This window comes from Luteibacter flocculans, from assembly GCF_023612255.1.
GTDB classification, from domain to species: Bacteria; Pseudomonadota; Gammaproteobacteria; order Xanthomonadales; family Rhodanobacteraceae; genus Luteibacter; species Luteibacter flocculans.
In genome coordinates this window covers 2157073-2183033 of sequence record NZ_CP063231.1, presented here as the reverse complement: position 1 = coordinate 2183033, position 25961 = coordinate 2157073, and the positions used below count along the sequence as shown (strand labels likewise).

The window sequence follows — 25961 nt, the reverse complement described above, 5'->3', positions numbered from 1 at the left end:
GCCTCAGGTCACCAGATCCGCACTTGCTCGCTCTTCGGTCTCGGCATGGCATCGCCTGCCTTGCACTGGAACGCCTCCGCAAAGGTAGGCACGTTGCCGAGCGTGCCGATGATGCGCTCGTGCGGCGGGGCATGCGGATTGCTCGCCAGATAGACGAGCGTCTGCTGCTCGCGCATCCGGCCTCGCCATATCCGCGCGAAGGCCAGAAAGAAACGCTGATCCTGCGTAAAGCCGCCGATGCGACGACGCGCCTCCGCAGGATCGGCCTTTAGCGCGGCTTGCAATGCGTCATACGCGATGTGGACGCCGCCGAGATCCGCGATGTTCTCGCCAAGCGTGAGGCGTCCATTGACATGAACGTCGGGGCGGCCGGGCAACGGCGCATAGCCGTCGAACTGTCGCACGAGCGCATCCGCACGTGCGTTGAAGCGTCGGTTGTCGTCGGATGTCCACCAATCGGTCTGGTTGCCTTGCCCGTCGAACTGGCGGCCCGCATCGTCGAAACCGTGCGTGGCCTCGTGACCGATGGCGGCACCGATGCCGCCGTAATTGATCGCGTCGTCGCCATCGGCGTAGAAAAACGGCGGCTGTAGGATCGCGGCGGGGAAGGTGATGCTGTTGTCCTCCGCGCGGTAGAACGCATCCACGGTCTGCGGCAACACGCTCCAGCGTGTCCGGTCCGTAGGCGTGCCGACGCGCGCCATTGCGTCGTGGTGGTTGTAACGCGCGAGCGCACGCACGTTTGCGTAGTAATTGACCGGCGACAGATCGAGGCCGGACCAGTCCCGCCACCGATCGGGATAACCCACCTTCGGCACGAATGCCTCCCACTTGGCCAGGGCACGCGCCTTGGTGGTCTCACTCATCCAGTCGAGCCCCTCGATGCGCGCCTTGAGTGCCGCCAGCAAACGGGTCACCAGGACCTGGGCGCGCTGCTTGGCCTCGGGCGAAAACGTACGGGCAACATAGAGCTGGCCCATCGCTTCGCCCATCGAGGCATTGATCGTGCCGAGCACGCGCTGCCAGCGCGGCTTGTCGTGCTGCTGGCCCGTCAGCGCGCGGCCATGGAAGGCGAATGCGGCGTCTTGAAATGCCTGCGTGAGATAAGGCGCGGCGGTATCCAGGGCATGGAAGCGCAAGTAGGCCCGCCACTGGGCCGGCGGTGCCGAGGCCAGCCATCGATCGACGCCGGAAAAGAAAGCAGGGGGCGCGAGAGAGAATGCCGCGTCTGCCGGCAACCCCTGCGCCGCGAGATAGCGTGCCCAGCGGAAGTGCGGCATGAGGCGGTCCGCATCCGTCGCCCGTACCGCGTTGAACTGGTTGGCCGGCTGCCGGGCTTCGACCGGCGAGGGAGTTACCGCAGCGAGCGCGGTTTCCAGCGCGAATGCATCGTCCGCACTGCGCTCGGGCGAGACGTCGCCGCCCAGGCGAAGCAGGTCGATCATGTAGGTACGGTAAGCCTTTCGTTCCGCCGCATATCGCGCGTCCACGTAATAATCGCGGTTGGGTAGTCCCAGCGCGGAAGGCGACGCGGCCGCGATCTGCTTTCGGGCGTCGCGATAGTCGCCTTGCACGTCGAAGGTGAAGACGAACGATTGGCCGTCCGCCGCAGCGCGGCCAAGGAAGGTGGCGATATCGTTCGGCGTCTTCAGCCGCGCGATGGCGTCGAGCGTAGGCCTGAGTGGCGTGATGCCCGCCCGTTCGATCGCCGCGGTATCCATGCCTGAGCGGTAAAGCAGGCCGATCTGACGTTTGGCGATGTCGCCATCGGCCGGGCTTGAGGTTTTCGCCGCCTGATCGGCAATGTCGCGCTGAATACGCAGGCTTTCCAGGGCGAGTTGATCGAACACGCCCCAACGCACCTCATCTGCGGGAATGGGATGCGCCGCGAGCCAGCGGGCGTTGACGAAGCGATCAAAGTCCATACACGGCACCACGGTGCGATCCAGTTCGCTCGTGTCGAACGGGGATGCATCGTTGGCGTATGAAGGCGTGGCGATCAGCACGACGACGCAGGCGACGATGGCGAAGGGGTGTCGCGGGAAAGGCATGCGTATTCCTTTGACGTGCAGGGTGCACGATCATGGTAAGGGTACCGTCCCCGGTGTCAGCCGCGCCGTGCCGCCTCGATGGCGGCGATATCGATCCGGGACATGCCCATCATGGCGTCGAATGCGCGTTTGGCCGCAGCGCGATCGGGATCGGTCACGGCTGCCATCAGCGCGCGCGGCGTGATCTGCCACGACAAGCCCCACTTGTCCTTGCACCAGCCGCAGTCACTTGGGCTGCCGCCGTTGTCGATGATGGCGTTCCACAGACGGTCGGTCTCGGCCTGGTCGTCCGTCGCTACCTGGAACGAGAATGCCTCGCTGTGCTTGACCATCGGGCCGCCGTTCATGCCCAGGCACGGGATGCCCATGACGGTGAATTCCACCATGAGAATGCTGCCTTGCTTGCCTTCGGGATAGTCGCCTGGCGCAGGGTGAATCGTCCCCACGGCACTATCAGGAAACGTTTCCGCATAGAACGTGGCGGCTTCGAACGCGTCCTTGTCATACCAAAGGCAGATGGTGTTCTTCGGATTCATGGCGGCTCCTGGTCGGGGGCGGGAGGAGGCGGCATGCCCCTCTACCTACCAACGACGAACGAGCAGAGCCTGGATCGACATCGCGTGGAACAAAATTCTTCGCGGATTTGCGGGTCGTTGGGGCTTCGCTTCTTGGGGTGGGAGCACCGTGCGGCCTCGCATCGGACCTGAGTCGCCTGGCGAATCGGCACTCATGTGGGAGCCGCCATGGCGGCGAGGGCACGCTTGTTGGTGGGAGCCATCCTGGTGGCGATGGGGGATTGCCTCACTGCTAAACCGCTTCGTTGGCTTTTCGCCACCAGGGTGGCTCCCACCGTCCGAAAAATGCGCGGGCGCCGTGTCGCACGACGCCCGCGTTTCCGATCGAAGCTCAGTACTGGTACTGCAGAGTGACGCCGATCGTGCGTGGCTGGTTCAGCGCTACACGGCGTGTCGTCGGCAGGTCGGCCGAAATCGCGACGGGCAGGTCGGTTTCCCCGTGCTTGTCGAACAGGTTGGTGGCGTAGAACGAGATGTCGAATCCGTTGCGGCCTTCCACACCCACGCGGACGTTGGTCGTGGCAAAGCCCTTGCGCCGATAGAACGGGCTCTCGCGGTCATACAGGAAGTTCGAATCGCCCACGTAGCTGACGTCCGCACGCATGAAGCCGTCGTATTCCGCGTTGACGCGGCGGCGGTATTCGGCCGCAAGCGAACCGGTGAAGCGCGGCACGTTCACGAGGCGGTCGCCATCCTTCGCGGAGGTACCTGGCACGTCGTTCTTCAGGTGGGCATCGTTGTAACCGAAGCCGGCGCTCAAGGTTACGGCATTGATCGGCAGGAACTTCAGTTCCAGCTCTGCGCCCTGGCTGACGGCTTTGCCGAAGTTCGCGGTGATGTTGTATCCGCAGCCCAGCACGATCTGCTGCTGCACGTGATCCCAGTCGATGTGATAGACGGACGCATCGACGAGCAGCCGACGATCCAGCCACGCGCTCTTGAAACCGATCTCGTAATTCCAGAGCGTGTCCGGGTTGTACTTGTTCAACTGCGACTTGCTGAGACCGAGCCCTGCCACTTCCGAGCCGCACAGCGCCTCCGGTGCGGGGTTGTTCGGGCCGCCAGGGCGATAGCCCTCCGAGGCGGTGACGTACACCATGTTCTCGGGGCTCACCTGGTACTGCAGCGTGAATTTCGGCGTGCTGCCGTAGTCCTTCGAGTCGCTGTGCACCGTGCTCGGGCCGCCGTTGAGCAGGCCGTCACCGCTCTGCGAGAAACCCTGCTTGACCTCGAACGCACGGATGCCTGCGCTCGCCTTCAGCTTCTCGGTAATGTTCCAGGACAGCTCCCCGAAGACGGCATATTCCTTGAGCGTGGCGGTACGCGCACCCTGGTAGATGGTGGAGTAGCCCGGGAAAGGTGTATCGAACGTCTGGTTGAAACCGTCGGGGTACGGAATGGAGGAGGCCAGCGGTGCGCGCACGTCGTGGTAGAACGCGCCAAGAATGGCTTGCACTGGTCCGTCGAACTTGCTGGTCGCCCTGACTTCCTCGGTGAACTCCTTGTTCTTGTAGCTTCCGTACATCGTCGTCGGATATACGGTCGGAAGACCGAAGAAGTAGTTGATGACCTTGGAGCTGTCGTCGCGAATGGAGACGTTACGGGTGAAGTACGAGGCCGACGACATCAGTTCCAACGCATCGAACTGCTTGTGGACGGCGATATTGGAGATCGTCGATTCCTGCACATTGGTTTCGTTGACGTCACGTACCTGGTACGGATTCGCGAGCGTGGCGGGAATCTTGTCGTAGGTGAACGGCGAGCCCAGCTTCGAGTACTGGTAGATGATGCTTGGCGTGATCGTCAGCGAATCGTCCGGCTTGATGAGCATCGCCATGCGCGCGCCGTACGTGGTGTATGTGTTGACGTTGTCCTTCTTCTTGCTGTCCGGGTCGGCCTCCAGATAGTTCGTCGGCGAAATGGCGTAGCGATCGATATAGCCGTCGTCGCGGCGGTAGTAGGCGGACACACGCAGCGCGACCTTGTCCTTGAGCAGCGGCACATTGAGTACCCCGTTGACGTTCGCGTTCGGACCGCCGTGGTATGTGCCTGAGACATCCGTCTTGATGCGGGCCTCGACGAAATCGAGATCCGGCTGGTTGGTCACGTATTTCACCGTGCCGCCCATGGAACTGGAACCGTAGATGGTGCCTTGCGGGCCGCGCAGCACTTCGACGCGCGCGATGTCGAAGACGGACGGATCGATGACGCCTCGGGTCGACAGCAGGGCGGCATTGCTCGATGCGGCAATCGGCACATCGTCGAGGTAGTAGCCCACCGTGGCAGCGGAGCCGGCGCTCGACGAGATACCGCGAATGATCAGGTTGTTCGAGCCCGGGCCCGACGACGCGACAGTCAGTGACGGCGCAATGCGCGCCAGATCCACGAGACTGGTAACACCCTGGCGTTCGAGTTGTTCTCCGGTCAGGGCAGTCATGCTGATCGGCACCTTCTGGATGTCCTGGTCGCGCTTTTCGGCCGAGACAGTGATGCCTTCGAGCGTCTGCGGCGTATCGGATGGCAGGGTCTTCGTCTTGTCGTTTGCCGAGGTGGAGGCGTCCTGCGCATAGGCCACGCCCGATGCCAGAGCGACCGACAACAGGGCCGTATAGAGAAGGGTGCGCTTTAAATCATGGTTCATTGGGACTCCCCAGAGTCGGCTGGACAGAAGACGGCCTGCGAAACGTGCACGTCCTTCGTGCACGCTCATGGTTCAGAGCGCGTTCGCCTGTTTTGATGTGTATGCCCCCGGACCTCGTACCACGGACGATGCCGTGAGTGGCCGTTGCTCGATTGACACCAGACGTCCATGACCGGCTGCGCCTGTATCCCCTGGCGCCCTAACGTATGGCCGTCCAAAAATCGCGTATGCTGCGGTGCACACTGCGTGATTTCGATAAGATCAAAAAGTTTTGATGACGTCAAGCTTTTACGTTAGGATCGAACCGAACCGGTCAGATAGCCACCTAAATGGTTCCGGTCGATACCGTCAGCCTTTCGACGACGACGCCGGCAGAGCGACTTCTCACATGCTTCAGGGGTGCCATGAAAACCACTTCCGTGCTGTTCTGCGCGTTGAGCGCTGTGTCTGCAACCATCGCCGTGTCGGCTGAAACACCTCCTGTGTCGACGTCCGCCGCCATCAAGCAGACGCTGGATGCGAGCGCTGCAGCATGGTCGGCAGGCGATCTCAAGACCTTCATGGAATGCTACGAACGTGCGCCGGGCACGCGCTATGTAAGCGCGAGCGGCATCGTCGAAGGTTACGAGGCGATTGAAGCCATGTACGCCTCGCGGTTTCAGAAGCCCGGTGCCAGTCTGGGCAAGCTCACTCTGGAACTGGTGGACGTCAAGCCGCTGGGTTCGCAGTACGCGTTCGTCATCGGCCGCTACCACCTCAAACCCGACACGGGTGCGGAGATCTCGGGCGTGACCACGTTGCTCTTTCACAAGGTCGGCACGCGCTGGCTCATCAGCAGCGATCACAGTTCGTAACGATGGCGGCCGCACAAGGCACGCCGGACAAGAGTGCGGGCCTGAGCATCGGATCGGCGATCCGCGACCGCCGGCGCGGGCTGGATCTTACGCTGCAAGCGCTCGCCAACCGCTCGGGGCTGTCGATACCGTTTCTTTCGCAGGTCGAGAGGAATCTTGCCTATCCGTCGTTGTTGTCGCTGGAGGCGATTGCGCGGGCGTTGGACGTCGACGTCGATTATTTCGTCGGCGTGCCCTCGCCGGGGCAGATCGTTTGCCGCGCCGACGAACATGACCGCATCGACCTGGAATCTCCGGTCGTGTACGAACGGCTGAGCGGCAGGCATGCCGAACGCAAGATGGAAGCGCTTCGCTTGACGGTCCCGCCAGGCCTCGCCGCGCCGACGATTCATCGCGAAGGCGAGGGGTTCTGGTACATCCTGAGCGGCAGGCTCGAGATGACGGTGGGCAGAAAGAAGTTCGTGCTCGATGCGGGTGACAGCGCGCACTTCGATCAGAGGCATCCTTACAGCATGCGCAACGTCGGCAAGGCCGAGGTGCGCATGATCTGGGTCGGTACACCGGCCATCTTCAAGGACTGACGGTGCCGCTCGACCCGTCGAGCGGCACCGTACGCTCCGTCACACCGACTTAGAAGATGCCGGGGTCTTCGGTGCGCGACGTATCGGACGAGCCGTCCGGATGAGTAAACCACAGCAGCCGGTTGCGCTGGCCGGCACAGCCATTGGCGTCCGCTACCGCGGCAAGCACACCACTGTCCGTGCCGATCTCGCGGCTGTAGCAACTGCCGAGGTTGTCCTTGAACCGATAGACCTGGCGGCTATGCTGACCACTGTGGCCCGTGACCGCTCCACCAGTGAAGGCGAGCGTATCGGCTGTGTCGATGCCGTTGTCCACGTTGCTGCGATAGACAAGCAGGCTACCTACACGCTTCGAGAACTGGCGTGAGAAGCCCTGGGTGACGGCGCTCGGCGCGGAGACGATGTTGCCACCGGCATCGAAGGCGTATTTGAAGGTCGCGACCAGTGGGAAGTCGTAGTGCGCTTCAGTGGTCACCGTCCATCCCAGCGGCCCCTGGCGGGTCTTCGTGGTGCTGTCCACCGTCGACACCTGGTCGATCGCCTGCCGGTACTGCGTGGCGTCGATGGTAAAGGTCTGCGTGTTGCGGAATGCCACGGTCTGCGCGACGTCCGTGGCGACGCGGCCGTGCGATGTATCCACGTAACCGCTGGTGCGGAAGCTGCGCGATGCGTGGGTGGCGACGGCACCGCCCACCGTGCCGGATACGTCGGTCAATGTGTTGTCTACCGACGCAGTCGGGGATTGCCCCTTCAAGGTGTTGGCCGTCAGTGCGCCGGAAAGGACCTTGCGACCGCGGTCGAGGTAGACGAACAGGTTGCCGGTCACGGCGAAGTAGCCGTTCGCCCCGGTCACGTTGATGGACAGCGCGTGCGGCTTGCCGTCGTTGAGCAGCGAGGCGAATGGCGTGATGTCGACCCGGTACGGCACGAAGTTGAGCGTCTGTACGCCTGTAGTGGGGCGCCACATGTACGGATCGATGCCGCCGGTGAAGATCCACGGATAGACGGGCGCGACGCCGGCGGGCTGCCCATCGATAGCGACCTGGACCTCGCGGTACGCTCCGCCGCCGCAGCTCTGCGCGGTCGCGGTGACCTCGTCGGGCACGCAGGAATACCAGAACTCGTCGCCGCCCTGACCCTGGGCGAAGACATCCAGATAAGCGCGCTCGATATTCGTCGGCAGCGTGAACGTGCGTGTCAGCGCATCGGTTCCGGTGTTGAGCGTGACGGGTCCGCCCGCCGTGCCGTCTGAAAGCGGGAATACCGCATCTGGTGCATCGCCCCGAGGCGCGAGGACATTGGCGGGGTAGAACACGAGCCTGGCGGAGCCGCTGATCACGCCGGTATAGGTGTCGTTGACGACGTTGCCAAGCACCGCCTGGCCGGTCTGCGGGTTGCCGAACAGGCTGGCAAAGTCGGTGACGTCGCGTTCCACATGCCAGCTCGGAGCGACCGAGGACGACGGCTCCTGCGTGGTGCCGAAGTAAAGGTTGGCGCCGCCCAGCCATAGCGATGCGGTGCGATCGAACTGGCGCCCCGCCGTCACGGAAAAATCGGCTTCGAGCACGACCTTAGACCACGATCGGCCGCAGCCCGTCGGTGGCGCATAGGTATAGGGATGATTCGAGAAGTCGGTGAAGGTAAACCCTGTGAACAGTTCGACCACGCACGCCTTGCCCGGCGGTCGAGGCACGACGGGGTCGGCCACCGCGACGTTCGCGGAGCCCACGTCGAACCCTGGCGTCGTTGCGAACGCCCCCTGCGCGGCACAGGCCGCGATACAGCCAAGCGAAACCCATCGCAAGACCTTGCGGTCCGCCCCATCGATAAAAGCCATGCGCCCGTTCTCCCGCGACGTACTGGCCCCCTGCGGGATGAAACGTAGCACGGCAGGGCGCCGGTGAGGCATATCGCCATCCAGACGTCCACTTCATGCTCTAAGAGCATCGCCGACAGGTCGGCTCCCACCCAGCCGGCGCTCCGTGTCTGTCCGCGCCAGCGGGGTGCATGTCTGTGTGCCAGCAGGACACCATACGCCGCGACGAAGCTCATGCTTGGTGGGAGTCGACCTGTCGGCGATGGCTACGGAGCAGGACCGTCCCGTGCCGCGCGACGGCGCTGTGGAGCATCCTCTGCCCGGAATGCGACGACTTTCGCAGAATCCACATCGCCATACACGACGGCGAGACATTGGAACGACCCTGTCACATTTCACCGCGACACTGCGCGGCACAGGGCAACGCAGTCAGCGGAGCGCGTGGGCATGCGACGCACGCGCCCCATCCGCGCAAAGGGCACACCATGACGTCACACGATCGGCGGCACTTCCTCAAGCTTTCACTCGGCGCCACGGGCGCCGCTCTCGCCGCCGGGGTCGTTCCCTCATCGATCACCAAGGCGCTTTCGATTCCTGCCTCGCGGCGAACAGGCACCCTCGCCGACGTGGAGCACGTGGTGATCCTCATGCAGGAGAACCGTTCGTTCGACCATTACTTCGGCAGCCTCGGCGGCGTGCGTGGCTTCGGCGACACGCGCACTTTCACGCTCGCGAACGGCCGCTCGGTATGGCATCAGCCACACCCCGGGAGCCCCGACGACTACCTGCTGCCGTTCCACCCGGATGCCGAGCGACTTGGCCTGCAGTTCATCGAAGACCTGCCGCACGGCTGGAACGACACGCACGCGGCAGCCAACGGCGGCAAGTACGACGGATGGGTGCAGGCGAAGGGCACCACCACCATGGCGTACCTGACGCGCGAGGACATCCCGTTCCACTATGCACTCGCGGACGCCTTCACGATCTGCGATGCGTATCACTGCAGCATGCTTTCCTCGACCGATCCCAATCGCTACTACATGTGGAGCGGCTACGTCGGCAACGACGGGCAGGGCGCCGGTCCCGTGCTCGACAACGCCGAGAAGGGTTACCACTGGACGACCTATCCGGAGCGACTGGAACAGGCGGGTGTCTCGTGGAAGATCTACCAGGACATTGGCACGGGCCTGGACGCCGCGGGAAGCTGGGGCTGGACGCCGAACCCGTACATCGGGAACTACGGCGACAACTCGCTTCTTTACTTTGACAACTACCGCAACGCGCAGCCGGGCAACCCGCTTTACGACAAGGCGCGTACCGGTACCGAGATCGCCCGCGGGCAGTCGCCCTTCGCCCTGCTGCGCGAGGACGTGATGGCGAACCGCTTGCCGCAGGTGTCCTGGATCGCTGCGCCCGAAGCCTATACCGAACATCCGAGTTGGCCTGCCAACTACGGCGCCTGGTACGTCGACGGCGTGCTGGATGCACTCACGTCGAATCCCGACGTGTGGAGCAAGACGGCGCTGTTCATCACCTACGACGAGAACGACGGCTTCTTCGATCACATCGTGCCGCCATATGCGCCGGTGTCCCGCGATCAGGGATTGTCGACGGTGTCGACCGAGGGCGAGTTGTATGCCGGCGGCCATGGCTTCGTGCCCGGCGTGTATGGTCTCGGCGTACGCGTGCCGATGCTCGTTGTATCCCCCTGGAGCACTGGCGGCTGGGTGTGCTCGGAGACCTACGACCACACGTCCATCCTGCGCTTTCTCGAAGCGCGTTTCGGCGTGCGCGAACCGAACATTTCCGCCTGGCGCCGTGCGGTGTGTGGCGACCTCACGCGTGCCTTCGATTTCTCGCGCCATGACGGCGATGCGCCTCGCCTACCCGCCACCGGGGATTACCGACCGGACCAGCAGAAGCACGACCCACTGCACCCCGCGCCGCCTGCCGAACAGCGCATGCCGAAGCAGGAGCCCGGCCAGCGGCCCGCGCGCCCCCTGGCCTATGACGTGGACGTACGCGGTCGCGTCGACATCGCCGCGGGCAAGTACGGGCTGGAATTCATCAACCAGGGAAAAGTGGGCGCATTCTTCCACGTGTTCTCCACGGCGCGCACCGATGGTCCCTGGACCTATACGGTCGAAGCAGGCAAGTCGCTCGCGGACACATGGACAAGCCTCTACAGCGGCCATGCCTACGACCTGTCGGTAACCGGTCCCAATGGCTTCCTTCGCCAGTTCGCCGGAAGCCAGCCCGCTGCCGATCAGGGCTCGCACGCGGCACTGGAAGTGCACATCGCGGAAAGCGAACTCGACGGGTTGCTGCGTCTCGTCATCGTCAACGAGGGAAGCCGTGCCTGCATCGTGACGGTCAACCCGAGCGACGATTACACGCACCAGCCATCGCGCCGCCACGTCGTTCTGCCGGGCAGCCGCGTCGAGAGTCTTTGGGACATTCTTTCAAGCGATCACTGGTACGACATGACCGTCACCAGCGACCACGACCCGCGTTTCCTGCGTCGCCTCGCGGGTCATCGCGAGACGGGGCGCCCGTCGCGCACCGATCCAGCGCTTTCATCGCGGCGCTGAGACACGGTAAGGAATGCGCCGCCGCCATGCTTCGCGGCGGCGCGGAAGCTTACTTGCCTTCCTGTACGAGGTTGGCGAACTTGCCTTTCTTGTCGAACTGGCAGGTGAAGTTCTTCTTGCCGTCGATGCCGGCGTCTGCCGTACCGCTCATCGTATAGCCCGAGTCCGAGGACTGCAGGGGCTGGAGCTGGACGTAATCGTGCTTCACGTCGAACTTGTCGGCGGCCTCTTTCGTGCACTTCTCGGTCAGCTTGACCGGATCGGGGCGATCCGAGGCGAACGCGTGCGAGGCAAAGGCGAGGCCGAGCGAGGCGGCCAGGAGCAGGGTGGATTGGCGCATGGAACGATCTCCGTACGAGGCACGAGGCCGGAAACACTGCAGCCGGACTATGCCCCGGCCTTCCTTGCGCCAGGATGAATCGGGGGATCGCCCGAACCGGCGTCATACAGCGCCGGTTCGGGGCGTGGACACGGGCTTACCAGCTGTCGTCGTCGGACGAGCTGCTGCTGTCGTCCCACGACGCGTCATCGTTGCCCATGTCGATCGGGTCATCGCGCAGGTCATCGTAAGCCTGTCCTGTCGGGTCCGCAGGCTGATCGACGAACGTGCCCGCCGCGCGCGGGTCACTGCCCGCGCCGAGGCCGGACTCGCCATGACCGCGCAAGGCTTCATCGAGCAGCATGCCCGCCGCCACACCGCCCAGGCCGGCGGCGACGGCCGAACCCACGCCTGAACGCGGCGGCGGGGGCGGCGGATAGGCACCGTACGAGCCGTTGCCGCCGTACCCGCCATAGGGCGGCTGCCCGTTCACCGGGGGCGGCGGATAGGCCGTGGTCGGCGGCACCGCGTCACGGCGACGACGCATCAGGAAGAAGATCAGCAGCAAGGCAATGCCGCCGACGATCACGAGACCGAGATGCGACGAACCGCTCGATGTCGCGGCAACGGGGGCGGCCACAGCCGGCGCCTGCGGAGCGTCAATGCTCCGCAGCGACCCCAAAGGGCGCTTCGCTCCCGGCGTGCCGAGCGCGGCGTCGAGCTTGCGCTGGAAGGCCTGGAACTTTGCCGGATCCGTGAAATGGGTGGCCGGGTCCAGCGACGACGCTTTCGTCGCCTCCGCCTTCGCTTCGCCAATGTTGCCCTGGTGTGCGAGCACTTCCGCGAGCACGTAATGCGCCTTCGCGCTCGACGGGTGCTCGCTCACGGCTTGCCGGAGCAGCGTCTCGGCCGTCGCATAGTCGCCGCGGTCGATCGCCGCCTGCACATCCTTGGGGGAATCCGCTGCCGCGGCCGCAGTGGCCAGGCAAAGCAGTACGAGGAAAAGCATCAGCTTCTTCATGGATATCTTCGATGTCGGCCACGTGGCACCGCACAGCGTACGCTCACGGAATTTTCCGCAGGCTTTCTTCCACGTCACGGATTCAGGAAGAACTTACGAAAGCCGCGTGAAGACGTCTCACGCCGAGGCGGCAAGGCTTGCTCTGAGTTCCGCGGCCTTGGCGCGTATGGCCGTCAACGTCTCGGGCGACAGCCGATCGAGCGACCGCCACTGCATGGCAGCGCGGGGGTGATGGCGAAAGCGTTCCTCGTGACGGGCCAGGAAGTCCCAATACAAGGTGGTGAACGGACAGGCGCTGTCGCCCAGTGCGTCACCTGGACGGAAGCGGCAGCCGTCGCAGTAGTTGCTCATCCGTTGGATATAACGGCCCGAAGCGACATACGGCTTCGACACCATGCGTCCTCCGTCGGCGAACTGGCTCATGCCGAGCGTATTGGGCGCTTCCACCCATTCGACGGCGTCCACGTAAACCGCCAGATACCACTCATGCACGAGACGTGGTTCCACGCCGAGCAGCAGCGCGAAGTTGCCCGTGACCATCAAGCGCTGAATGTGATGCGCGTAGCCGAAGCGCAGCGTCTGGCCGATCGTCTCGGCCAGGCAGCGCATGGGCGTCTCACCGGTCCAGTACCACGAGGGAAGGGCGCCATCGGCCTTCAACGCGTTGCCGCTGAGGAGGCGCGAGGGTGACAGCCAATACACGCCACGAACGAATTCACGCCAACCAAGGATCTGGCGGATGAAGCCTTCCGCCGATGCCAGTGGCACCTTGCCGGCGTCGTAGCGATCGAGCACGGCACGGATCACTTCGGCCGGACTCAGCAGCTTGAGGTTCATCGAACTCGACAGGCGTGCGTGGTAAAGCCATGGCTCGCCGGCCCACATCGCGTCCTGCCACTGGCCGAAGGCCACGAGTCGGTGATTCAGAAAATCGTCGAGCGCCGCCAGCGCATCGGCGCGCGTCACAGGCCAATCGAACGTCGACGGGTCACCCGGATGCTCGGGGAACGCCGCATTCACCTCCGCGATGGTTTCACGGGTCACCGCATCCGGTTCGAAACGCTGCGGCGCCGGAAGCCAGCCCGGCCCGGCGCGACCGAAGGCGCCGCGGTTGTCATGATCGAAGTTCCAGCGGCCACCCACCGGCTTGCCATTCTCCAGCAGGACACCGTGGCGCACGCGCATCCAGCGGTAGAAGGTCTCCATGCGCCACTGGCTCTTGCCTTTCGCCCAGGTGGCGAAGTCCTCCGTGGAAACCATGAAATGATTGTCGGGCCGTTCCACGTAGTCGATGCCGTGACGTGCGGCGATGGCGCGCAATCCCTCGCGCAGGCGATGCTCGCCGGGCCGTACGGCAACCAAGCGCTTGGGCTGCCGCTGGGCCACGGTCTCGTCCAGCAAGGCGAGGAGGTCGTCAGGACCTGCGTCGTCGAGCCGCGTGTAAAGCAAGGGCAGGTCGGCATCCCGCAGCGTCTCGGCAAAGTGGCGCATGGCCGACAGAAACAAGGCACTGCGGGTCTTGTGCGACCATATGTGCGTCGATTCTCCGCGCCGTTCGGCCATCCACACCACGTCCTGCTCGCGATCGAACTCGTCGAAGGCATGGGAATCCAGATTGAGCTGATCGCCCAGGACGATAACGAGATGGCGCATGGGTATAGGAAAGACCTGAGCGGACCTGGCCGCGACATGGCGATCGTGGCACAGCCATGAAGGCGAGAAAACGCGCACGGCGTCTTCACCGGATATTGCCCGCCCGGCTGAGACCCTAGATGCGATGACTCGAGCCTTGCCCACGCGTGACATGCCCCTCCTGACGCTCGGTCACTCGAACCGAAGCATCGACGACTTTCTTGGCGTGCTACAGGACGCGCGTATCGAGCGTGTGGTGGACGTACGGACCTTTCCGCGTTCGCGCACGCATCCGCATTTCAACATCGAGACGCTTCCGGCGTCGCTCGCTGCGGTGGATGTCGCGTATGACTATCTGCCGGAACTCGGTGGGCGGCGACGCAAGTCGAAGGATATCGATCCCGCCGTGAACGCGTTCTGGCGGGTGTCCGGATTTCACAACTACGCGGATTACGCGATGTCCGATGCCTTCCAGGCATCGCTGCGTAAACTACTCGCGCTGGCCGACGAACGTCGCACCGCGATGATGTGCTCGGAGGTGCTCTGGTGGCGCTGCCACCGGCGCATCATCACCGACTACGCGATCGCCGCGGGCCGCGAGGTGGTGCATGTCTTCGACGTAGGACATAGCGAGCTTGGGCGAATGACACCGGCAGCCATCGTTCGGACCGATGGCCTGCTCGCGTATCCGGCGACGGACGCGTAACGGTCGGGCCATGCACATTTCTGGCATTGAACATCGTGCCAAAGGCCGTTAACGCGTAGTTCTCGCAACGCCGCACGCCGGACCGTCGTGTTACGGTCCCAAAGCCGCATCTGGCGGCGTATGACCTCAGGAGCGTTCCATGGATAAGCGCGATCAGGTGATGCACGACTCGAACCCGTTTGGCATCCAGATGGAAGCACCGATGCAACCGACCGTGACGGTCGGCAAATGGGCGCCGAAGATCGACGACACGGGCGACATTGGCCGCATCGGCTCCATCCACGGCGGCGGCGATTGGGGCTGAGTCCCCCGGAACTTCGTTCCGTTACGCACGCCGAAGCCGCCTTCGTCCGAAGGCGGCTTTCTTTGCAGGGAGCTCAGCGGTGATCAAGGCCGAGATATCGCTATCGGATCTGTCGTTCGAACCCACGATCAAACAAGGCGCCCTGTTCATGGGCGCAAGCTGGATCCGACCCCATACCCACCCGTTGCTGGAAACCGTGTGCGTTCGCGCGCCGGAGCAATGGTTCGTGGTGGTCAGGGAGCGAAAGGCATCCCGCGATGCGATCCACGCCGAGGCAGGCAAGCTTGTCGTCGAGCAGACCGACGAAGCCCGCTTCCATTCGCTCTATCAAGAAAGCCTGCTCTGGCCGCTCGACTACGTAATGATCGAAGTCGCGCAAGCCGGCCACCGCCTTCGCGTTCGGGCTGGCGTGCTCGGTGCGGTTCCGGTGTACGCGCGAGTACTCGATGACCGCGTGACCCTCACCTGGGATTCGGCCGAATTCGCCGATCGTCCGGCAGCGATCGATATGGAAGTCGCCAGCCATCAACTGGCGCTGCACACCTTGTATGCCGCGCGACAGCTGTATACGGGCGTGGTGTTGCTGACCGAACGTGCCTCACTGCACGTGGAGCCGGGCAGGGCGCGGTTTCGCTATCCGGAGTCGATGGCGCCCACGACGCCGTCGCCGGAAGACGGCGAGGACGCACTGCCGCGATTCGCAGACGCCTTGCAAAACGTCTTGAACCTGCGTCCCTGGCTGGGTGCCGCGTCGGTCGAATTGAGTGGCGGCATGGACTCCGCGACGGTCGCCACGGCGCTCGTGCAATGGCATGAGCATATCGACAGCAAGGGGATCCTTCTGGACGGCGATGTCCGCGGACCGCAGGTCCATCGACGACGCCTGATCGCCGAACGCCTGGGACTGTCCGACCGGACCGTCGATATCGCCGACTACCCACCGAACCTGGATCTTTCGCCATCGCAGCGCCCGTACGGGTTCTGTCACGATTTCTACCTGGATGCCTGTGCCGCGCTATGGGACTCGGCGTCCGTCAAGGGCCGGCATGTCATGTTCACCGGCATTGGCGGTGACGAACTGTTCCCCGCCTACCAAAGTGAAGTATCCGAAAGCGCCATGGCCGGCCCGGCCTGGGCCAAGGATGCGCGCAGCTTTGCCGAAGGTCTGCTGACGCCGCGAGCACTCAACGCCGCGCGCAGTCGAACGCTCTTCGATGCGCCCGAGAGTCCTGTGCCTGCGACGTCGCTGTTGGCCCAGGCATGCCGTGCGCCGGACCTGCTTGCGCATGGCCAATGGCCCGTCAACCCATTGAGCGATCCGCGTCTCACCGCGTTCTGCCATCGCCTGCCGCGAAGCAGCCGTGAGGGAAGGGAAGTGATGCGCCGCTATCTCGAAAACCATTTGGGCGCCGATGTGTTCCCGAAGGGCTACATCAAGGAAACCTTCGCCAACGTGCTGCCGCCGCTCATCGCACGCCATGCGAAGACACTCGCTGCACAGCTTCGCGAATGCGCTCTGGCGGATCTTGGTCTCGTCGACCGCACCGCGGTATTCAAGCTGCTGGAAACGATCGAGCAGACACAGGAGCACCCGGCGACCTCTGCGTTCGCATCCTTTCTGTGGCTGGAGCGATGCGCGCGACAGGCTGCATGCGGATAAGGACTGTAGAAGCGGCTATAGCGGCGAGATGTTTTGCCGGGTGCTGACGCAAGAACTTTCGTCTGCAAGGGCATTGACTCTGTCGCAGTGCGTCAAGACAATGCGCGGGCCGTCGGCCACCAGCGCCCGCGGCATTCCTGTCCGACCAAACCAAGGCATATGGACGATAACCCTAGTCGCCATGTCGACATCCGCGAGCATCGGATGCCGGCGTCGCATCACAAGCTGATTGCCTGCGGCGACCGCCTGCGGTCGGCCGGCGCTTTCCTCGACTAGGGAAGACCGGCCCACTCCTGACGGCCGTCTTGGGCCGTAACGAGGAGATGGGCTATGAAGCTCCTTCGCGATGTCTTTCGTCTGCGCGCTGCGGGCCGATCGCTGCTGGATCGCCGTGTCGCTTCCCGCCATGACTGGACCATCACGGTCCCCGCACCGCTGAACACGTCGGTGACCATGGCAACCATTGATATGCGCTGGCATCGCGAACCGGGCAGTGTGCGCCCGGTCGCGCGCTGGCATCGGCACGTTGCACTGAAGAGCTCCGACCCGTTCCCACGGGTCTTTGCGTGAACACGCCGCGGAGCATGCCGTCGCCCTGACGGGCGATATCCATTCTCTCCGTGCCATTCCTGCTCGCGGGCCATGACCCGCGACGGGTTTTCTATGCCCAAGCACCGGGAATTCCCATGCTGTTCCATGCTCGCCATACCCTTACGGCCCTGATTCTTTCTCTACTCTTGGCAGCTTGTTCCAACGACAGCCCCTCTCAGGAAGCGACACCGGCCATCGTCGTCGATCACGGTGTCATCCGTGTACCGCCGGCTTCACCGCTTCGTACACGTCTGAAAGTGCAGTCCGTCGCGCTGCACGGACTGCCCCATGCTTTGTCGGCACCCGCACTCGTCGAGGCCGATCCCGCCCATACCATCAACGTTCTGGCACCTCTGACGGGACGCATCGTCGAGCTCGACGTCAGGCTCGGCGATCGCGTGAAGCGTGGACAGCTCCTGGCCGTGATGGCGTCGAGCGACTATGCCCAAGCCGTTACCGACCAGCAGAAGGCAACCGATGCGCTCGCACTCGCCAAGGCGACGCTCGATCGCGCCGAGGGCGTGAAGCAGGCCGGCGGTGCCGCCCAGAAAGATCTGGACGCCGCACGCAGCGCCTTCATCCAGGCGCGCGCCGAGCACGATCGCACACAGGCGCGGCTGGATTCGATCACGAGTGAGACCACTCACCCAGGCAGCGCCGGCCATATGACGGTGGTCGCTCCGACGGATGGCAGCATCACGGCGCTATCCGCCGCGCAGGGTGCTTTCGTCAATGACGCCTCGGCAGCGCTGATGACGATCACCGACTTGCGCCATGTATGGGTCACCGCGAACGTGGCTGAAAACGAGTCGGCCGAAATCACGCCTGGACTGTCGGCCGATATCGTTCTGCCCAGCCTTCCGGGGCGGCATGTGCAGGGTACCGTCCAGTCGATAAGCGATGTGCTCGATGCGGACTCGCGCCGCGTTAAGGCGCGTATCGCCGTGTCGAACGCCGACGCCGCGCTGAAGGTCAACATGTTCGCCACGGCGACCTTCCAGGTGCCGCAGACGAAAGCGCTGCTGGTGCCTCAATCGGCACTGCTGATGAACAACGACAACGTCACCGTTTTCGTGGAGGTGTCGCCGTGGGCGTTCCGTCGCCGAACCGTCGTGCTGGGCGCCGACGAGGGCGATCAGGCGCGCATCCTCGAGGGACTGCAGCCCGGTGCTCGGGTGGTCGTGGCCGGTGGAGTGCTGATCAATGATTGACAAGATCATTGCCTGGTGTCTCCACCGGCGCGGATTGGTGTTCGGCATCGCCATGCTCGTCGCGATCTATGGGCACTACGCATGGACCCAGTTGGCGGTGGAGGCATATCCGGAACTCAGCGACGTGACGGTGCAGGTCACGACACAGGTGCCTGGTCTGGCCGCCGAGGAGATCGAGCAACAGATCACCACGCCGCTGGAGCGCGCATTGGCCGGCACACCCGGGCTGACGTCGATGCGTTCCAGCAGCACCTTCGGCCTCTCCCTGATCACGCTGGTCTTTCGCGATGGCGCGGAGATCTATTGGTCTCGCCAACGCGTCACTGAGCGCATTGCCGGCGTCACGCTGCCGCAGGGCGTGACACCGGGTCTCGATCCGGTTTCCGGACCGGCGGGTGAGATTTACCGCTACACGCTGGAATCGGACACGCACAACCTGATGGAGCTCTCGGAGATCCAGCGCTGGAAAGTGATCCCCGCCCTGCAACAAGTGCCCGGCGTGGCGAATGTCGACAACTTCGGCGGCTTTACCAAGGAATTCCAGTTGGAGGTCGATCCGCAGAAGCTGCTGCAATTCGGCGTCGGCATGAACGACGTGATCGCCGCGCTCAGTGCCAACAACACCAACGCCGGGGGCGGCCGCGTGACGCGTGGCGAGCAGTCCTACGTCATCCGTGGTGAGGGTCTGATGCGCTCGCTCAAGGACATGGGCGATATCGTGGTGACCCAGCACAACGGCGATCCGATACGCGTGCGCGACCTGGGCACGTTGCAGGATGGTCATCAGATTCGCGAAGGCATCCTGGGCAAGGACGGCAACCCCGACACCATCGAGGGCATCGTCGATCTGTTGCTGGGCGAAAACCCGTCCATGGTGCTCAAAGGCATTCACGCGAAGGTCGACGAACTTAACCGGCAACTTGCGCCTTCCGGCGTGCGCATCGTGCCATTCCTCGATCGCGACGATCTGGTGCAGGCCACGGTGAGCAAGGTCGGACACACGGTGATCGAAGGCGTGGCCCTGGTTTGCCTGGTGCTGATCCTGTTCCTCGGCAGCCCGCGCGCCGCACTCGTGGCCGCGGTGACCATTCCGTTTGCGTTGATCACGACCTTCATCGTCATGCATTTCACCCGGATGCCGGCCAATCTCTTTTCGCTGGGTGCCATCGACTTCGGCGTGATCGTGGACGGCGCGATCGTGGTGACCGAAGCGATCCTGCGCAAACGCGAGGCCCGGCCAGAGGCCTACCTGCACGAAGCCGACGTACTGAGCGCGGTCAAGCAGGTGGCGCGACCGATCTTCTTCGCCACGCTGATCATCATCACGGCCTATGCGCCGCTGCTGGCGTTCGAGCGGGCCGAGGGCAAGCTGTTCTCGCCGATGGCGCATACGGTGGGCTACGCCTTGCTCGGCGCGCTGTTGTGCGCGATCACCCTTGTTCCGGCACTGGCCTGGCTGGCCCTGCGCAAGCCGCGCAAGATGTTTCACAACAAGCCTCTGGAACGACTGCAGAAGGGCTATCACCGAACGTTGGAAAGGCTGCTCGGCCACCCGCGCGTCACCTATGCGATCGTCATCGGAGCGCTGGCCGCGGTGATCGCACTGGGCATGACCATCGGCCGTGAATTTCTGCCGGACCTGGACGAGGGTTCGCTATGGGTGCAGGTGCAGTTGCCCAGCGGATTGTCGCTGGAAAAGGCCAGCGACATGGCGAGCGAATACCGTCGCGTGGTGGGCGCGTTCCCCGAAGTCAGCTACGTGGTGACGCAACTGGGGCGCAACGATACGGGTAGCGATCCCTGGACACCGTCGCACATCGAGTCAGGTGTGGGTCTCAAACCCTACGCACAGTGGCCGAGCGGCGAGAGCAAGGCCGAATTCATCCGGCACCTCAATGGGCGCCTGCAGCAGATACCGGGGATCAGCGTAGGCATCAGCCAGCCGATCATCGACGGCGAGAACGATATGGTCGGGGGTGCCCACAGCCCGTTGGTGCTGCGCGTCTACGGCGAGGACTTCAAGGAACTCCGCCGCATCGGCGGGGAGATCGTGGACGTGCTCAAGACCGTGCGGGGCACCGCCGATGCTTCCATCTTTCAGGAGCCGCCGATTCCCCAGTTGACGGTCACGGTCGATCGCGACGCGGCGGCGCGCTATGGCATCAATGTGGCAGACATCAACACGCTCATCCAGACCGGTGTGGGCGGCGCTCCCATCACGCAGGCCTACGTCGAGGATCGGGTCTACAACGTGACGGCGCACGTGCCGCACCAGGTAGCCGCCGATCCCGAGGCGCTCGGCAAGCTGGTGTTGACGGCACCGTCCGGCGCGCGCGTGCCGCTGGCGATGGTGACCCACATCGTTCTGCAAACCGGTGAAAGCACCATTGCCCATGAAGGAGCCGAGCGGCAGCTGACCGTGCGTATCGACAATCGCGATCGGGCGTTATCGGACTACCTCGCCGAAGCACAGGACAAGATTGCCGCCAAGGTGAAGTTCGATCCGCAAAAGTATCACCTGGAGTGGGCTGGCCAATTCGAGAACCAGCAGCGCGCCCAGGCTCGTCTCGTGCTGGTCATGGGTCTGGTACTTGCCGTGATGGCGGTGTTCCTGTTCGCCGAATTCGGCAATCTGCGCCAGGCGTTGCTGGTCCTGGGCGTTGTTCCGCTTGCTGCGCTGGGTGGCCTGGTGTCGCTGCACGTGAAGGGCGAGACGCTCAATATCGCCACGGCCGTGGGTTTCATCGCGCTGTTCGGCGTAGCCGTGCAGAACGGGATCATCATGGTGTCGAACTTCAATCGCATGCGTCGCGATGGACATGGCGTGCGCGACGCCGTACTCATCGGCTCCGCCGAGCGCTTTCGTCCTGTACTGATGACGGCCACGGTGGCGAGTATCGGCATGCTGCCGGCAGCGCTCGCCACCGGCATCGGTACCGATGTACAGCGGGGACTGGCGACGGTCGTGGTCGGTGGTCTCGTGATCGCGACCTTGCTCACGCTGTTCATCCTTCCGGCGCTTTACGACGTGCTCGAGCGCTTCATGGAGCGCCGCCGTCGGCGTCACTCGCAGCCCGCCAAGGAGATCTGACCATGTGGATTGCACTCAAGCATGCCTGCCGGTGGACCGTGACCGGCGTGATCATCGTGTTGGCGGGCTGCGCTGTGGGGCCCGACTATCGGCGCCCTTCGATGCCGGAGGCCAAGTCCTTCGCGCCACAACCGCTACCGCAAGCCACGGTCGGCACTGCGGGTGCCGACGGAGAGACGCAGCGCTTCGTCGCGTCCATGGATATCCCCGGCCAATGGTGGGCCTTGTTCCACTGCGTGCCGCTCAATGCGTTGCTTGACGACGCGCTTGCGCACAACGCCGATGTAGATGCGGCCCACGCAGCGCTTCAAGTGGCGTGGGAGAACGTCTACGCCCAGCGCGCAACCTATTTCCCCGCCGTCACGGCAGGTGTCAATCCGACGCGGCAAGACGTTGCCAAGGACGTCGCCACATCGGCCGCCTCGGGAAGCAGTCTGTACAGCCTGACCACGGCGCAGGTCAGCGTGTCGTACTCGCCAGACCTTTGGGGCGGCAATCGGCGCGAACTCGAGTCGTTGGTAGCTCAGGCGCAGGCACAGCGCTTCCAGGTGGAAGCGACCTATCTGACGCTGACGAGCAACCTGGTGAACGCGGCGATCGAAGAAGCCTCGTTGCGCGGGCAGCTTGACGCCACGCACCGCATGGTCGAGCTGCAGACGCACGTGCTCGATACCGTAAAGCGGCAATATGTTCTCGGCGATGTGTCGGAGGCGGCGGTGGCTGCCCAGGTGGCGACGCTGGAACAGAGTCGCGCTGCGCTGCCGCCGCTGGAAAAGCAGCTCGTCCAGCAGCGGGATCTGATTGCCGCCTTGGCGGGCCGCACGCCTGACCGCCCCGTGGCGGTCACGTTCACGCTGGATGACCTTCACCTTCCCAGTGAACTACCGCTCAGCATGCCGGCTCAACTGCTGGAACAACGTCCCGACGTACGTGCCGCCGAGGAAGCGTTGCATGCGGCCAGTGCGAACGTGGGAGTAGCCATCGCCAATCGGTTACCCAACATCCAGATCGACGCCACCTTCGGTCGTTCGTCCGAAAAGGCCAGCCGCTTGTTTGCCGGCGAGGCCGGGTTCTGGAATCTGGCGGGCAATGTGACCCAGTCGTTGTTCGACGGCGGCGCGCTCAAGCACAAACAGCGTGCGGCGGAGGCGGCTTATCGGGAGGCGTCTGCCCAATACCGCAGCACCGTGATCAGTGCCATGCAGAACGTCGCCGATGCGCTCCATGCGATCCATGCGGATGCCGAGGGAATGGCGGCCGCCGAACGGGCCGAAGACGCCGCCGCGCGCAGCCTGGACATTGCCCGGCGCCAGTGGGCACTCGGCGATATCAGCGAAAGCAGCTTGCTCACCGCTGAGGTGACATGGCAGCAGACAAATCTTGCGCTGGTACAGGCCCGGGCGGCGCGGTACTCGGATACGGTGGCGCTGTTTCAGTCGCTAGGCGGTGGCTGGTGGAATCGCCGTGACACGGTCGCCCAATTCTCGACCCAGACGAAGTGATCCCTCATCGCCAGCAGGCTGGCTCCCACCAGAGCATCCCTAGGCGCGCTTATGGCCTCCAGGCTCGGGAACATAAAGGGTGCACAGGCCTGCGACGAACAGGCTGAAGCCGCCTAGGCCGAGCGCCCAGATTGGTTGGTTGTGGAAACACAGTCGCAAAAGCAGACCCAGGATGCTGGCGGCGAGCACCTGAGGAATGACGATGAAGAAATTGAAGATGCCCATGTAGACGCCCATCTTCGCGGTCGGGAGGTGGTCCGATAGCAACGCATAAGGCAGCGACAGGATCGATGCCCAGGCAAAGCCGACCCCTACCATCGAGGCGAGCAGCCAGCGTGGATCGCGGATGTAGAGGAAGGACAACAGGCCCGCGCCGCCCAGACAGAGGTTGACCATGTGGCTGATGCGCAAGCCCCAGCGTCTGACCATGAAAGGAATGACGATCGCAGCGAGGGCGCCGAAGCCGTTGTATGCGGCGAACAGCACGCCCACCCAGTTCGCACCCTCGTTGTAGATCGACGAGCTTGTATCGCTGGTGCCGTAGATGGTCTGGGTGACCCCTGCCGTGGTGTAGATCCACATCGCGAACAGCGCGAACCAGGAGAACAGCTGGACACCGGCCAGGCGCCGCATCGAGTCGGGCATGCCGTAGAGGTCGCCAACGACCTCGCGCAGCATGCCGCGGCTGCGTGTGCGGCTGAGCCAGGTAAGCATGAGGCCGAACGCGAGCAGACCGCCGGAGAGGAGGTAGACCTCCCGCTCCAGCGTGAAGTACCGGATAGCGAACAGCACCATGACACCCGCGACAAGCAGCAGGAGCCCAGGGCGCACGGCGCGCGATACGTCCGCCGGCAGACCTTCGGGCACCGTGTCCGCGAAGGAACGCAGTTGCGCAGGGGAGTACTCCCGCGTGGTCAGCATGGTCCACAGCACAGCGCCCAGCAGCACGGCACCGCCGACATAGAAGGCGTACTTCACGGTGTCCGGTATGCCGCCGTCCGGTGCCACGTTCGCCACACCGAACCGCGCGAGCGCCCACGGCAGCAGCGATGCCACCACCGCGCCCGCGCCAATGAAGAAGCTCTGCATCGCAAAGCCTGCGGGTCCTTGCTTCGTGGGCAACTGATCGCCGACCAGCGCGCGAAATGGCTCCATCGACACGTTGATCGAGGCATCCAGAATCCACAGCAGACCGGCGGCGATCCACAACGCGGGCGCGTTCGGTAACCACAGCAAGGCCAGGGAAGCGAACACTGCGCCGGCCAGGAAGTACGGCCGCCGCCTCCCGAGACGGTTCCAGGTGCGATCGGAGTAGTGCCCAACGATCGGCTGCACGATCAAGCCGGTCAGCGGCGCGGCGATCCACAGCGCGGGAATGTCGTTGAGGTTCGCACCGAGTGTCTGGAAGATCCGGCTGACGTTGGCGTTCTGCAGCGCAAGGCCGAACTGAAGGCCGAGAAAGCCGAAGCACATGTTCCATATCTGCCAGAACGACAGCGTGGACCGCTTCGTCACTGGTAGCTGGCTGGGCGGCGGACACAGCCGGGCCGCAAGCGAACGCTCATCGGCGGCTTGCTCGGCATGCACGTGGCTGGCCTGTGCTGCGTTGATCCAGGACACCGGTTCCTCCCTCCCGGACGCAGTTATGTCATGGCGCGGCGCCTCGCGCATGCTGCGGACGCAGCATCGAGGCCTTCCTCAGCGCTTGTAAAGGGCAGGGCTGTGGCGGCATAGTCGAACGAAGGTTTGAGGACAGCGGAGAATCCATGCGGGTACGCCTCGAAGATGTGGCGCGCGCAGCGGGCGTATCGCCCAAGACGGTGTCACGCGTGCTCAACGACGAGGCCAACGTCACCGATGCCACGCGGCAGCGGGTGCGCGCCGCCATGGAGGCGATGGACTATCGCCCCCATCCGTCGGCACGCAGCTTGGCAGGCAATCGCTCGTTCGTCGTGGCGATGCTGTACGACAACAACGACAACCCGTCCTCGACCTACCTGGCGGAAATCCAGGATGGCGTGCTCGAGGCTTGCGACGCGCATCGCTACAGCATGATGGTGCGGCCGTTGCGCATGCGCGATGGCGATTTCATCCGCCGTCTCGACGCGCTGATTGCCGATCATCACCCCGACGGGGTGGTGCTGACGCCGCCCATTACCGACTATGCGCCGCTGCTGAAACGCCTTCGTGAACACAAGGTGCCGTATGCCAGCGTGTCGCCGTTACATCGCGGGAAGACCGTTGGCGTGACCATGGACGAGCAGGGTGCCGCGCGTGCGATCGTCGAGCATCTGCTGGCCCTCGGGCACCGGCGCATCGCGCACGTGATCGGTATCGCGAACCATGGAGCGAGCCGATGGCGCCTGGCAGGCTATCGCGATGCGATGGCTGCGGCGGGACTGCCGGAAGATCCCGCCTTGGTCGTGCAAGGCGCCTTCACCTTCAGCTCGGGCGTGCTGGCTGCGCAGCAACTGTTGTCGCTGAGCGAACGCCCGACAGCCGTCTTCGCCGCCAACGACGACATGGCGACCGGTGTGATGTGGGCGGCTGGCGAATATGGTTTGAAGGTGCCGCACGATCTGTCGGTCTGTGGATTCGACGACACGCCGTTGTCTCGCCAACTTTGGCCGGCACTTACCACCGTCCAGCAGCCCGCCCGTGAAATGGGAAAGATTGCGGCGGAGCAGTTGCTCGGCATGCTGCGCAGTCACAGCGTCGGCCAACTGGTGCAGATGCCGTACACCCTCCAGATCCGCGGTTCCACGGCCGCAGCTCCCTGAGATCGTTCGCTGGCGATGCCCGCGGTCATGCTGCA

Annotated in this window: 19 protein-coding genes; 11 read left to right on the top strand and 8 right to left on the bottom strand. The window is 64.0% G+C overall.

The window, feature by feature from the left end:
* Positions 1 to 8 precede the first annotated feature (8 nt).
* From IM816_RS09180 to IM816_RS09170, 3 genes are all read right to left on the bottom strand, one after another.
* Positions 9 to 2051, bottom strand: coding sequence for a M13 family metallopeptidase (locus IM816_RS09180; RefSeq protein WP_250337821.1), 2043 nt, complete (start codon positions 2049 to 2051; stop codon positions 9 to 11).
* A gap of 56 nt (positions 2052 to 2107) precedes the next feature.
* Complete coding sequence (locus tag IM816_RS09175) at positions 2108 to 2587, bottom strand: VOC family protein (RefSeq protein WP_250337820.1); 480 nt, start codon at positions 2585 to 2587, stop codon at positions 2108 to 2110.
* 370 nt (positions 2588 to 2957) lie between these two features.
* Positions 2958 to 5267, bottom strand: a complete 2310-nt coding sequence (locus tag IM816_RS09170; RefSeq protein WP_250337819.1) for a TonB-dependent receptor — start codon at positions 5265 to 5267, stop codon at positions 2958 to 2960.
* A 404-nt stretch (positions 5268 to 5671) separates the two neighbouring features.
* On the opposite strand from IM816_RS09170, the gene IM816_RS09165 reads away from it, so the two are divergent.
* Together IM816_RS09165 and IM816_RS09160 are read left to right on the top strand one after the other, a co-directional pair.
* Positions 5672 to 6121 (top strand): YybH family protein, encoded by a 450-nt coding sequence (locus tag IM816_RS09165; protein ID WP_250337818.1) that lies wholly within the window; start codon positions 5672 to 5674, stop codon positions 6119 to 6121.
* A gap of 2 nt (positions 6122 to 6123) precedes the next feature.
* Entirely contained in the window at positions 6124 to 6702 is a 579-nt protein-coding gene (locus IM816_RS09160) for a helix-turn-helix domain-containing protein (RefSeq protein WP_250337817.1), read from the top strand.
* A 49-nt stretch (positions 6703 to 6751) separates the two neighbouring features.
* On the opposite strand, the gene IM816_RS09155 is transcribed toward IM816_RS09160, so the two are convergent.
* Positions 6752 to 8539 carry a peptide-N4-asparagine amidase gene (locus IM816_RS09155; protein ID WP_250337816.1) on the bottom strand — a complete coding sequence of 596 codons (1788 nt, stop codon included), beginning with the start codon at positions 8537 to 8539 and terminating at the stop codon, positions 6752 to 6754.
* Positions 8540 to 9003: 464 nt separating this feature from the next.
* On the opposite strand from IM816_RS09155, the gene IM816_RS09150 reads away from it, so the two are divergent.
* Positions 9004 to 11109, top strand: a complete 2106-nt coding sequence (locus IM816_RS09150; RefSeq protein ID WP_250337815.1) for a phosphocholine-specific phospholipase C — start codon at positions 9004 to 9006, stop codon at positions 11107 to 11109.
* A 49-nt stretch (positions 11110 to 11158) separates the two neighbouring features.
* Here IM816_RS09150 and IM816_RS09145 read toward each other — a convergent pair whose 3' ends face one another.
* The 3 genes from IM816_RS09145 to IM816_RS09135 form a co-directional block, all read right to left on the bottom strand.
* Entirely contained in the window at positions 11159 to 11449 is a 291-nt protein-coding gene (locus IM816_RS09145) for a hypothetical protein (protein ID WP_072320978.1), read from the bottom strand.
* 136 nt (positions 11450 to 11585) lie between these two features.
* The gene (locus IM816_RS09140) at positions 11586 to 12449 is read right to left on the bottom strand and encodes a tetratricopeptide repeat protein (RefSeq protein WP_250337814.1); all 864 of its coding nucleotides are present in this window, start codon (positions 12447 to 12449) and stop codon (positions 11586 to 11588) included.
* Between the two features lie 117 nt (positions 12450 to 12566).
* The gene (locus IM816_RS09135; protein WP_250337813.1) at positions 12567 to 14102 is read right to left on the bottom strand and encodes a cryptochrome/photolyase family protein; all 1536 of its coding nucleotides are present in this window, start codon (positions 14100 to 14102) and stop codon (positions 12567 to 12569) included.
* A gap of 151 nt (positions 14103 to 14253) precedes the next feature.
* Between IM816_RS09135 and IM816_RS09130 the strand changes: the two genes are divergently transcribed.
* From IM816_RS09130 to IM816_RS09100, 7 genes are all read left to right on the top strand, one after another.
* Complete coding sequence (locus IM816_RS09130; RefSeq protein ID WP_250337812.1) at positions 14254 to 14787, top strand: DUF488 domain-containing protein; 534 nt, start codon at positions 14254 to 14256, stop codon at positions 14785 to 14787.
* A 139-nt stretch (positions 14788 to 14926) separates the two neighbouring features.
* Entirely contained in the window at positions 14927 to 15091 is a 165-nt protein-coding gene (locus tag IM816_RS09125) for a hypothetical protein (RefSeq protein ID WP_177257358.1), read from the top strand.
* Between the two features lie 79 nt (positions 15092 to 15170).
* The gene (locus IM816_RS09120) at positions 15171 to 16751 is read left to right on the top strand and encodes an asparagine synthase-related protein (protein WP_250337811.1); all 1581 of its coding nucleotides are present in this window, start codon (positions 15171 to 15173) and stop codon (positions 16749 to 16751) included.
* A gap of 330 nt (positions 16752 to 17081) precedes the next feature.
* Entirely contained in the window at positions 17082 to 17321 is a 240-nt protein-coding gene (locus tag IM816_RS09115) for a hypothetical protein (RefSeq protein ID WP_250337810.1), read from the top strand.
* Positions 17322 to 17437: 116 nt separating this feature from the next.
* Positions 17438 to 18553, top strand: a complete 1116-nt coding sequence (locus tag IM816_RS09110) for an efflux RND transporter periplasmic adaptor subunit (RefSeq protein WP_250337809.1) — start codon at positions 17438 to 17440, stop codon at positions 18551 to 18553.
* Positions 18546 to 21644 (top strand): efflux RND transporter permease subunit, encoded by a 3099-nt coding sequence (locus IM816_RS09105; protein WP_250337808.1) that lies wholly within the window; start codon positions 18546 to 18548, stop codon positions 21642 to 21644. Before IM816_RS09110 ends, IM816_RS09105 begins: the two co-directional genes overlap by 8 nt.
* A 2-nt stretch (positions 21645 to 21646) precedes the next feature.
* Positions 21647 to 23146 (top strand): efflux transporter outer membrane subunit, encoded by a 1500-nt coding sequence (locus IM816_RS09100; RefSeq protein ID WP_250337807.1) that lies wholly within the window; start codon positions 21647 to 21649, stop codon positions 23144 to 23146.
* Between the two features lie 39 nt (positions 23147 to 23185).
* Here the strand turns inward: IM816_RS09100 and IM816_RS09095 are convergent, their stop codons facing one another.
* Positions 23186 to 24619, bottom strand: coding sequence for an MFS transporter (locus tag IM816_RS09095; RefSeq protein ID WP_250340726.1), 1434 nt, complete (start codon positions 24617 to 24619; stop codon positions 23186 to 23188).
* A 293-nt stretch (positions 24620 to 24912) separates the two neighbouring features.
* On the opposite strand from IM816_RS09095, the gene IM816_RS09090 reads away from it, so the two are divergent.
* The gene (locus IM816_RS09090; protein WP_072320969.1) at positions 24913 to 25926 is read left to right on the top strand and encodes a LacI family DNA-binding transcriptional regulator; all 1014 of its coding nucleotides are present in this window, start codon (positions 24913 to 24915) and stop codon (positions 25924 to 25926) included.
* The last annotated feature ends 35 nt before the right edge of the window (positions 25927 to 25961 follow it).

Coding starts and splice junctions, on each gene's coding strand:
- IM816_RS09170 (WP_250337819.1), bottom strand. CDS start 5,267: ATGAACCATGATTTAAAGCGCACCCTTCTCTATACGGCCCTGTTGTCG.
- IM816_RS09100 (WP_250337807.1), top strand. CDS start 21,647: ATGTGGATTGCACTCAAGCATGCCTGCCGGTGGACCGTGACCGGCGTG.
- IM816_RS09180 (WP_250337821.1), bottom strand. CDS start 2,051: ATGCCTTTCCCGCGACACCCCTTCGCCATCGTCGCCTGCGTCGTCGTG.
- IM816_RS09125 (WP_177257358.1), top strand. CDS start 14,927: ATGGATAAGCGCGATCAGGTGATGCACGACTCGAACCCGTTTGGCATC.
- IM816_RS09110 (WP_250337809.1), top strand. CDS start 17,438: ATGCTGTTCCATGCTCGCCATACCCTTACGGCCCTGATTCTTTCTCTA.
- IM816_RS09150 (WP_250337815.1), top strand. CDS start 9,004: ATGACGTCACACGATCGGCGGCACTTCCTCAAGCTTTCACTCGGCGCC.
- IM816_RS09115 (WP_250337810.1), top strand. CDS start 17,082: ATGAAGCTCCTTCGCGATGTCTTTCGTCTGCGCGCTGCGGGCCGATCG.
- IM816_RS09140 (WP_250337814.1), bottom strand. CDS start 12,449: ATGAAGAAGCTGATGCTTTTCCTCGTACTGCTTTGCCTGGCCACTGCG.
- IM816_RS09145 (WP_072320978.1), bottom strand. CDS start 11,449: ATGCGCCAATCCACCCTGCTCCTGGCCGCCTCGCTCGGCCTCGCCTTT.
- IM816_RS09160 (WP_250337817.1), top strand. CDS start 6,124: ATGGCGGCCGCACAAGGCACGCCGGACAAGAGTGCGGGCCTGAGCATC.
- IM816_RS09165 (WP_250337818.1), top strand. CDS start 5,672: ATGAAAACCACTTCCGTGCTGTTCTGCGCGTTGAGCGCTGTGTCTGCA.
- IM816_RS09090 (WP_072320969.1), top strand. CDS start 24,913: ATGCGGGTACGCCTCGAAGATGTGGCGCGCGCAGCGGGCGTATCGCCC.
- IM816_RS09130 (WP_250337812.1), top strand. CDS start 14,254: ATGCCCCTCCTGACGCTCGGTCACTCGAACCGAAGCATCGACGACTTT.
- IM816_RS09155 (WP_250337816.1), bottom strand. CDS start 8,539: ATGGCTTTTATCGATGGGGCGGACCGCAAGGTCTTGCGATGGGTTTCG.
- IM816_RS09105 (WP_250337808.1), top strand. CDS start 18,546: ATGATTGACAAGATCATTGCCTGGTGTCTCCACCGGCGCGGATTGGTG.
- IM816_RS09175 (WP_250337820.1), bottom strand. CDS start 2,587: ATGAATCCGAAGAACACCATCTGCCTTTGGTATGACAAGGACGCGTTC.
- IM816_RS09095 (WP_250340726.1), bottom strand. CDS start 24,619: ATGTGCTTCGGCTTTCTCGGCCTTCAGTTCGGCCTTGCGCTGCAGAAC.
- IM816_RS09135 (WP_250337813.1), bottom strand. CDS start 14,102: ATGCGCCATCTCGTTATCGTCCTGGGCGATCAGCTCAATCTGGATTCC.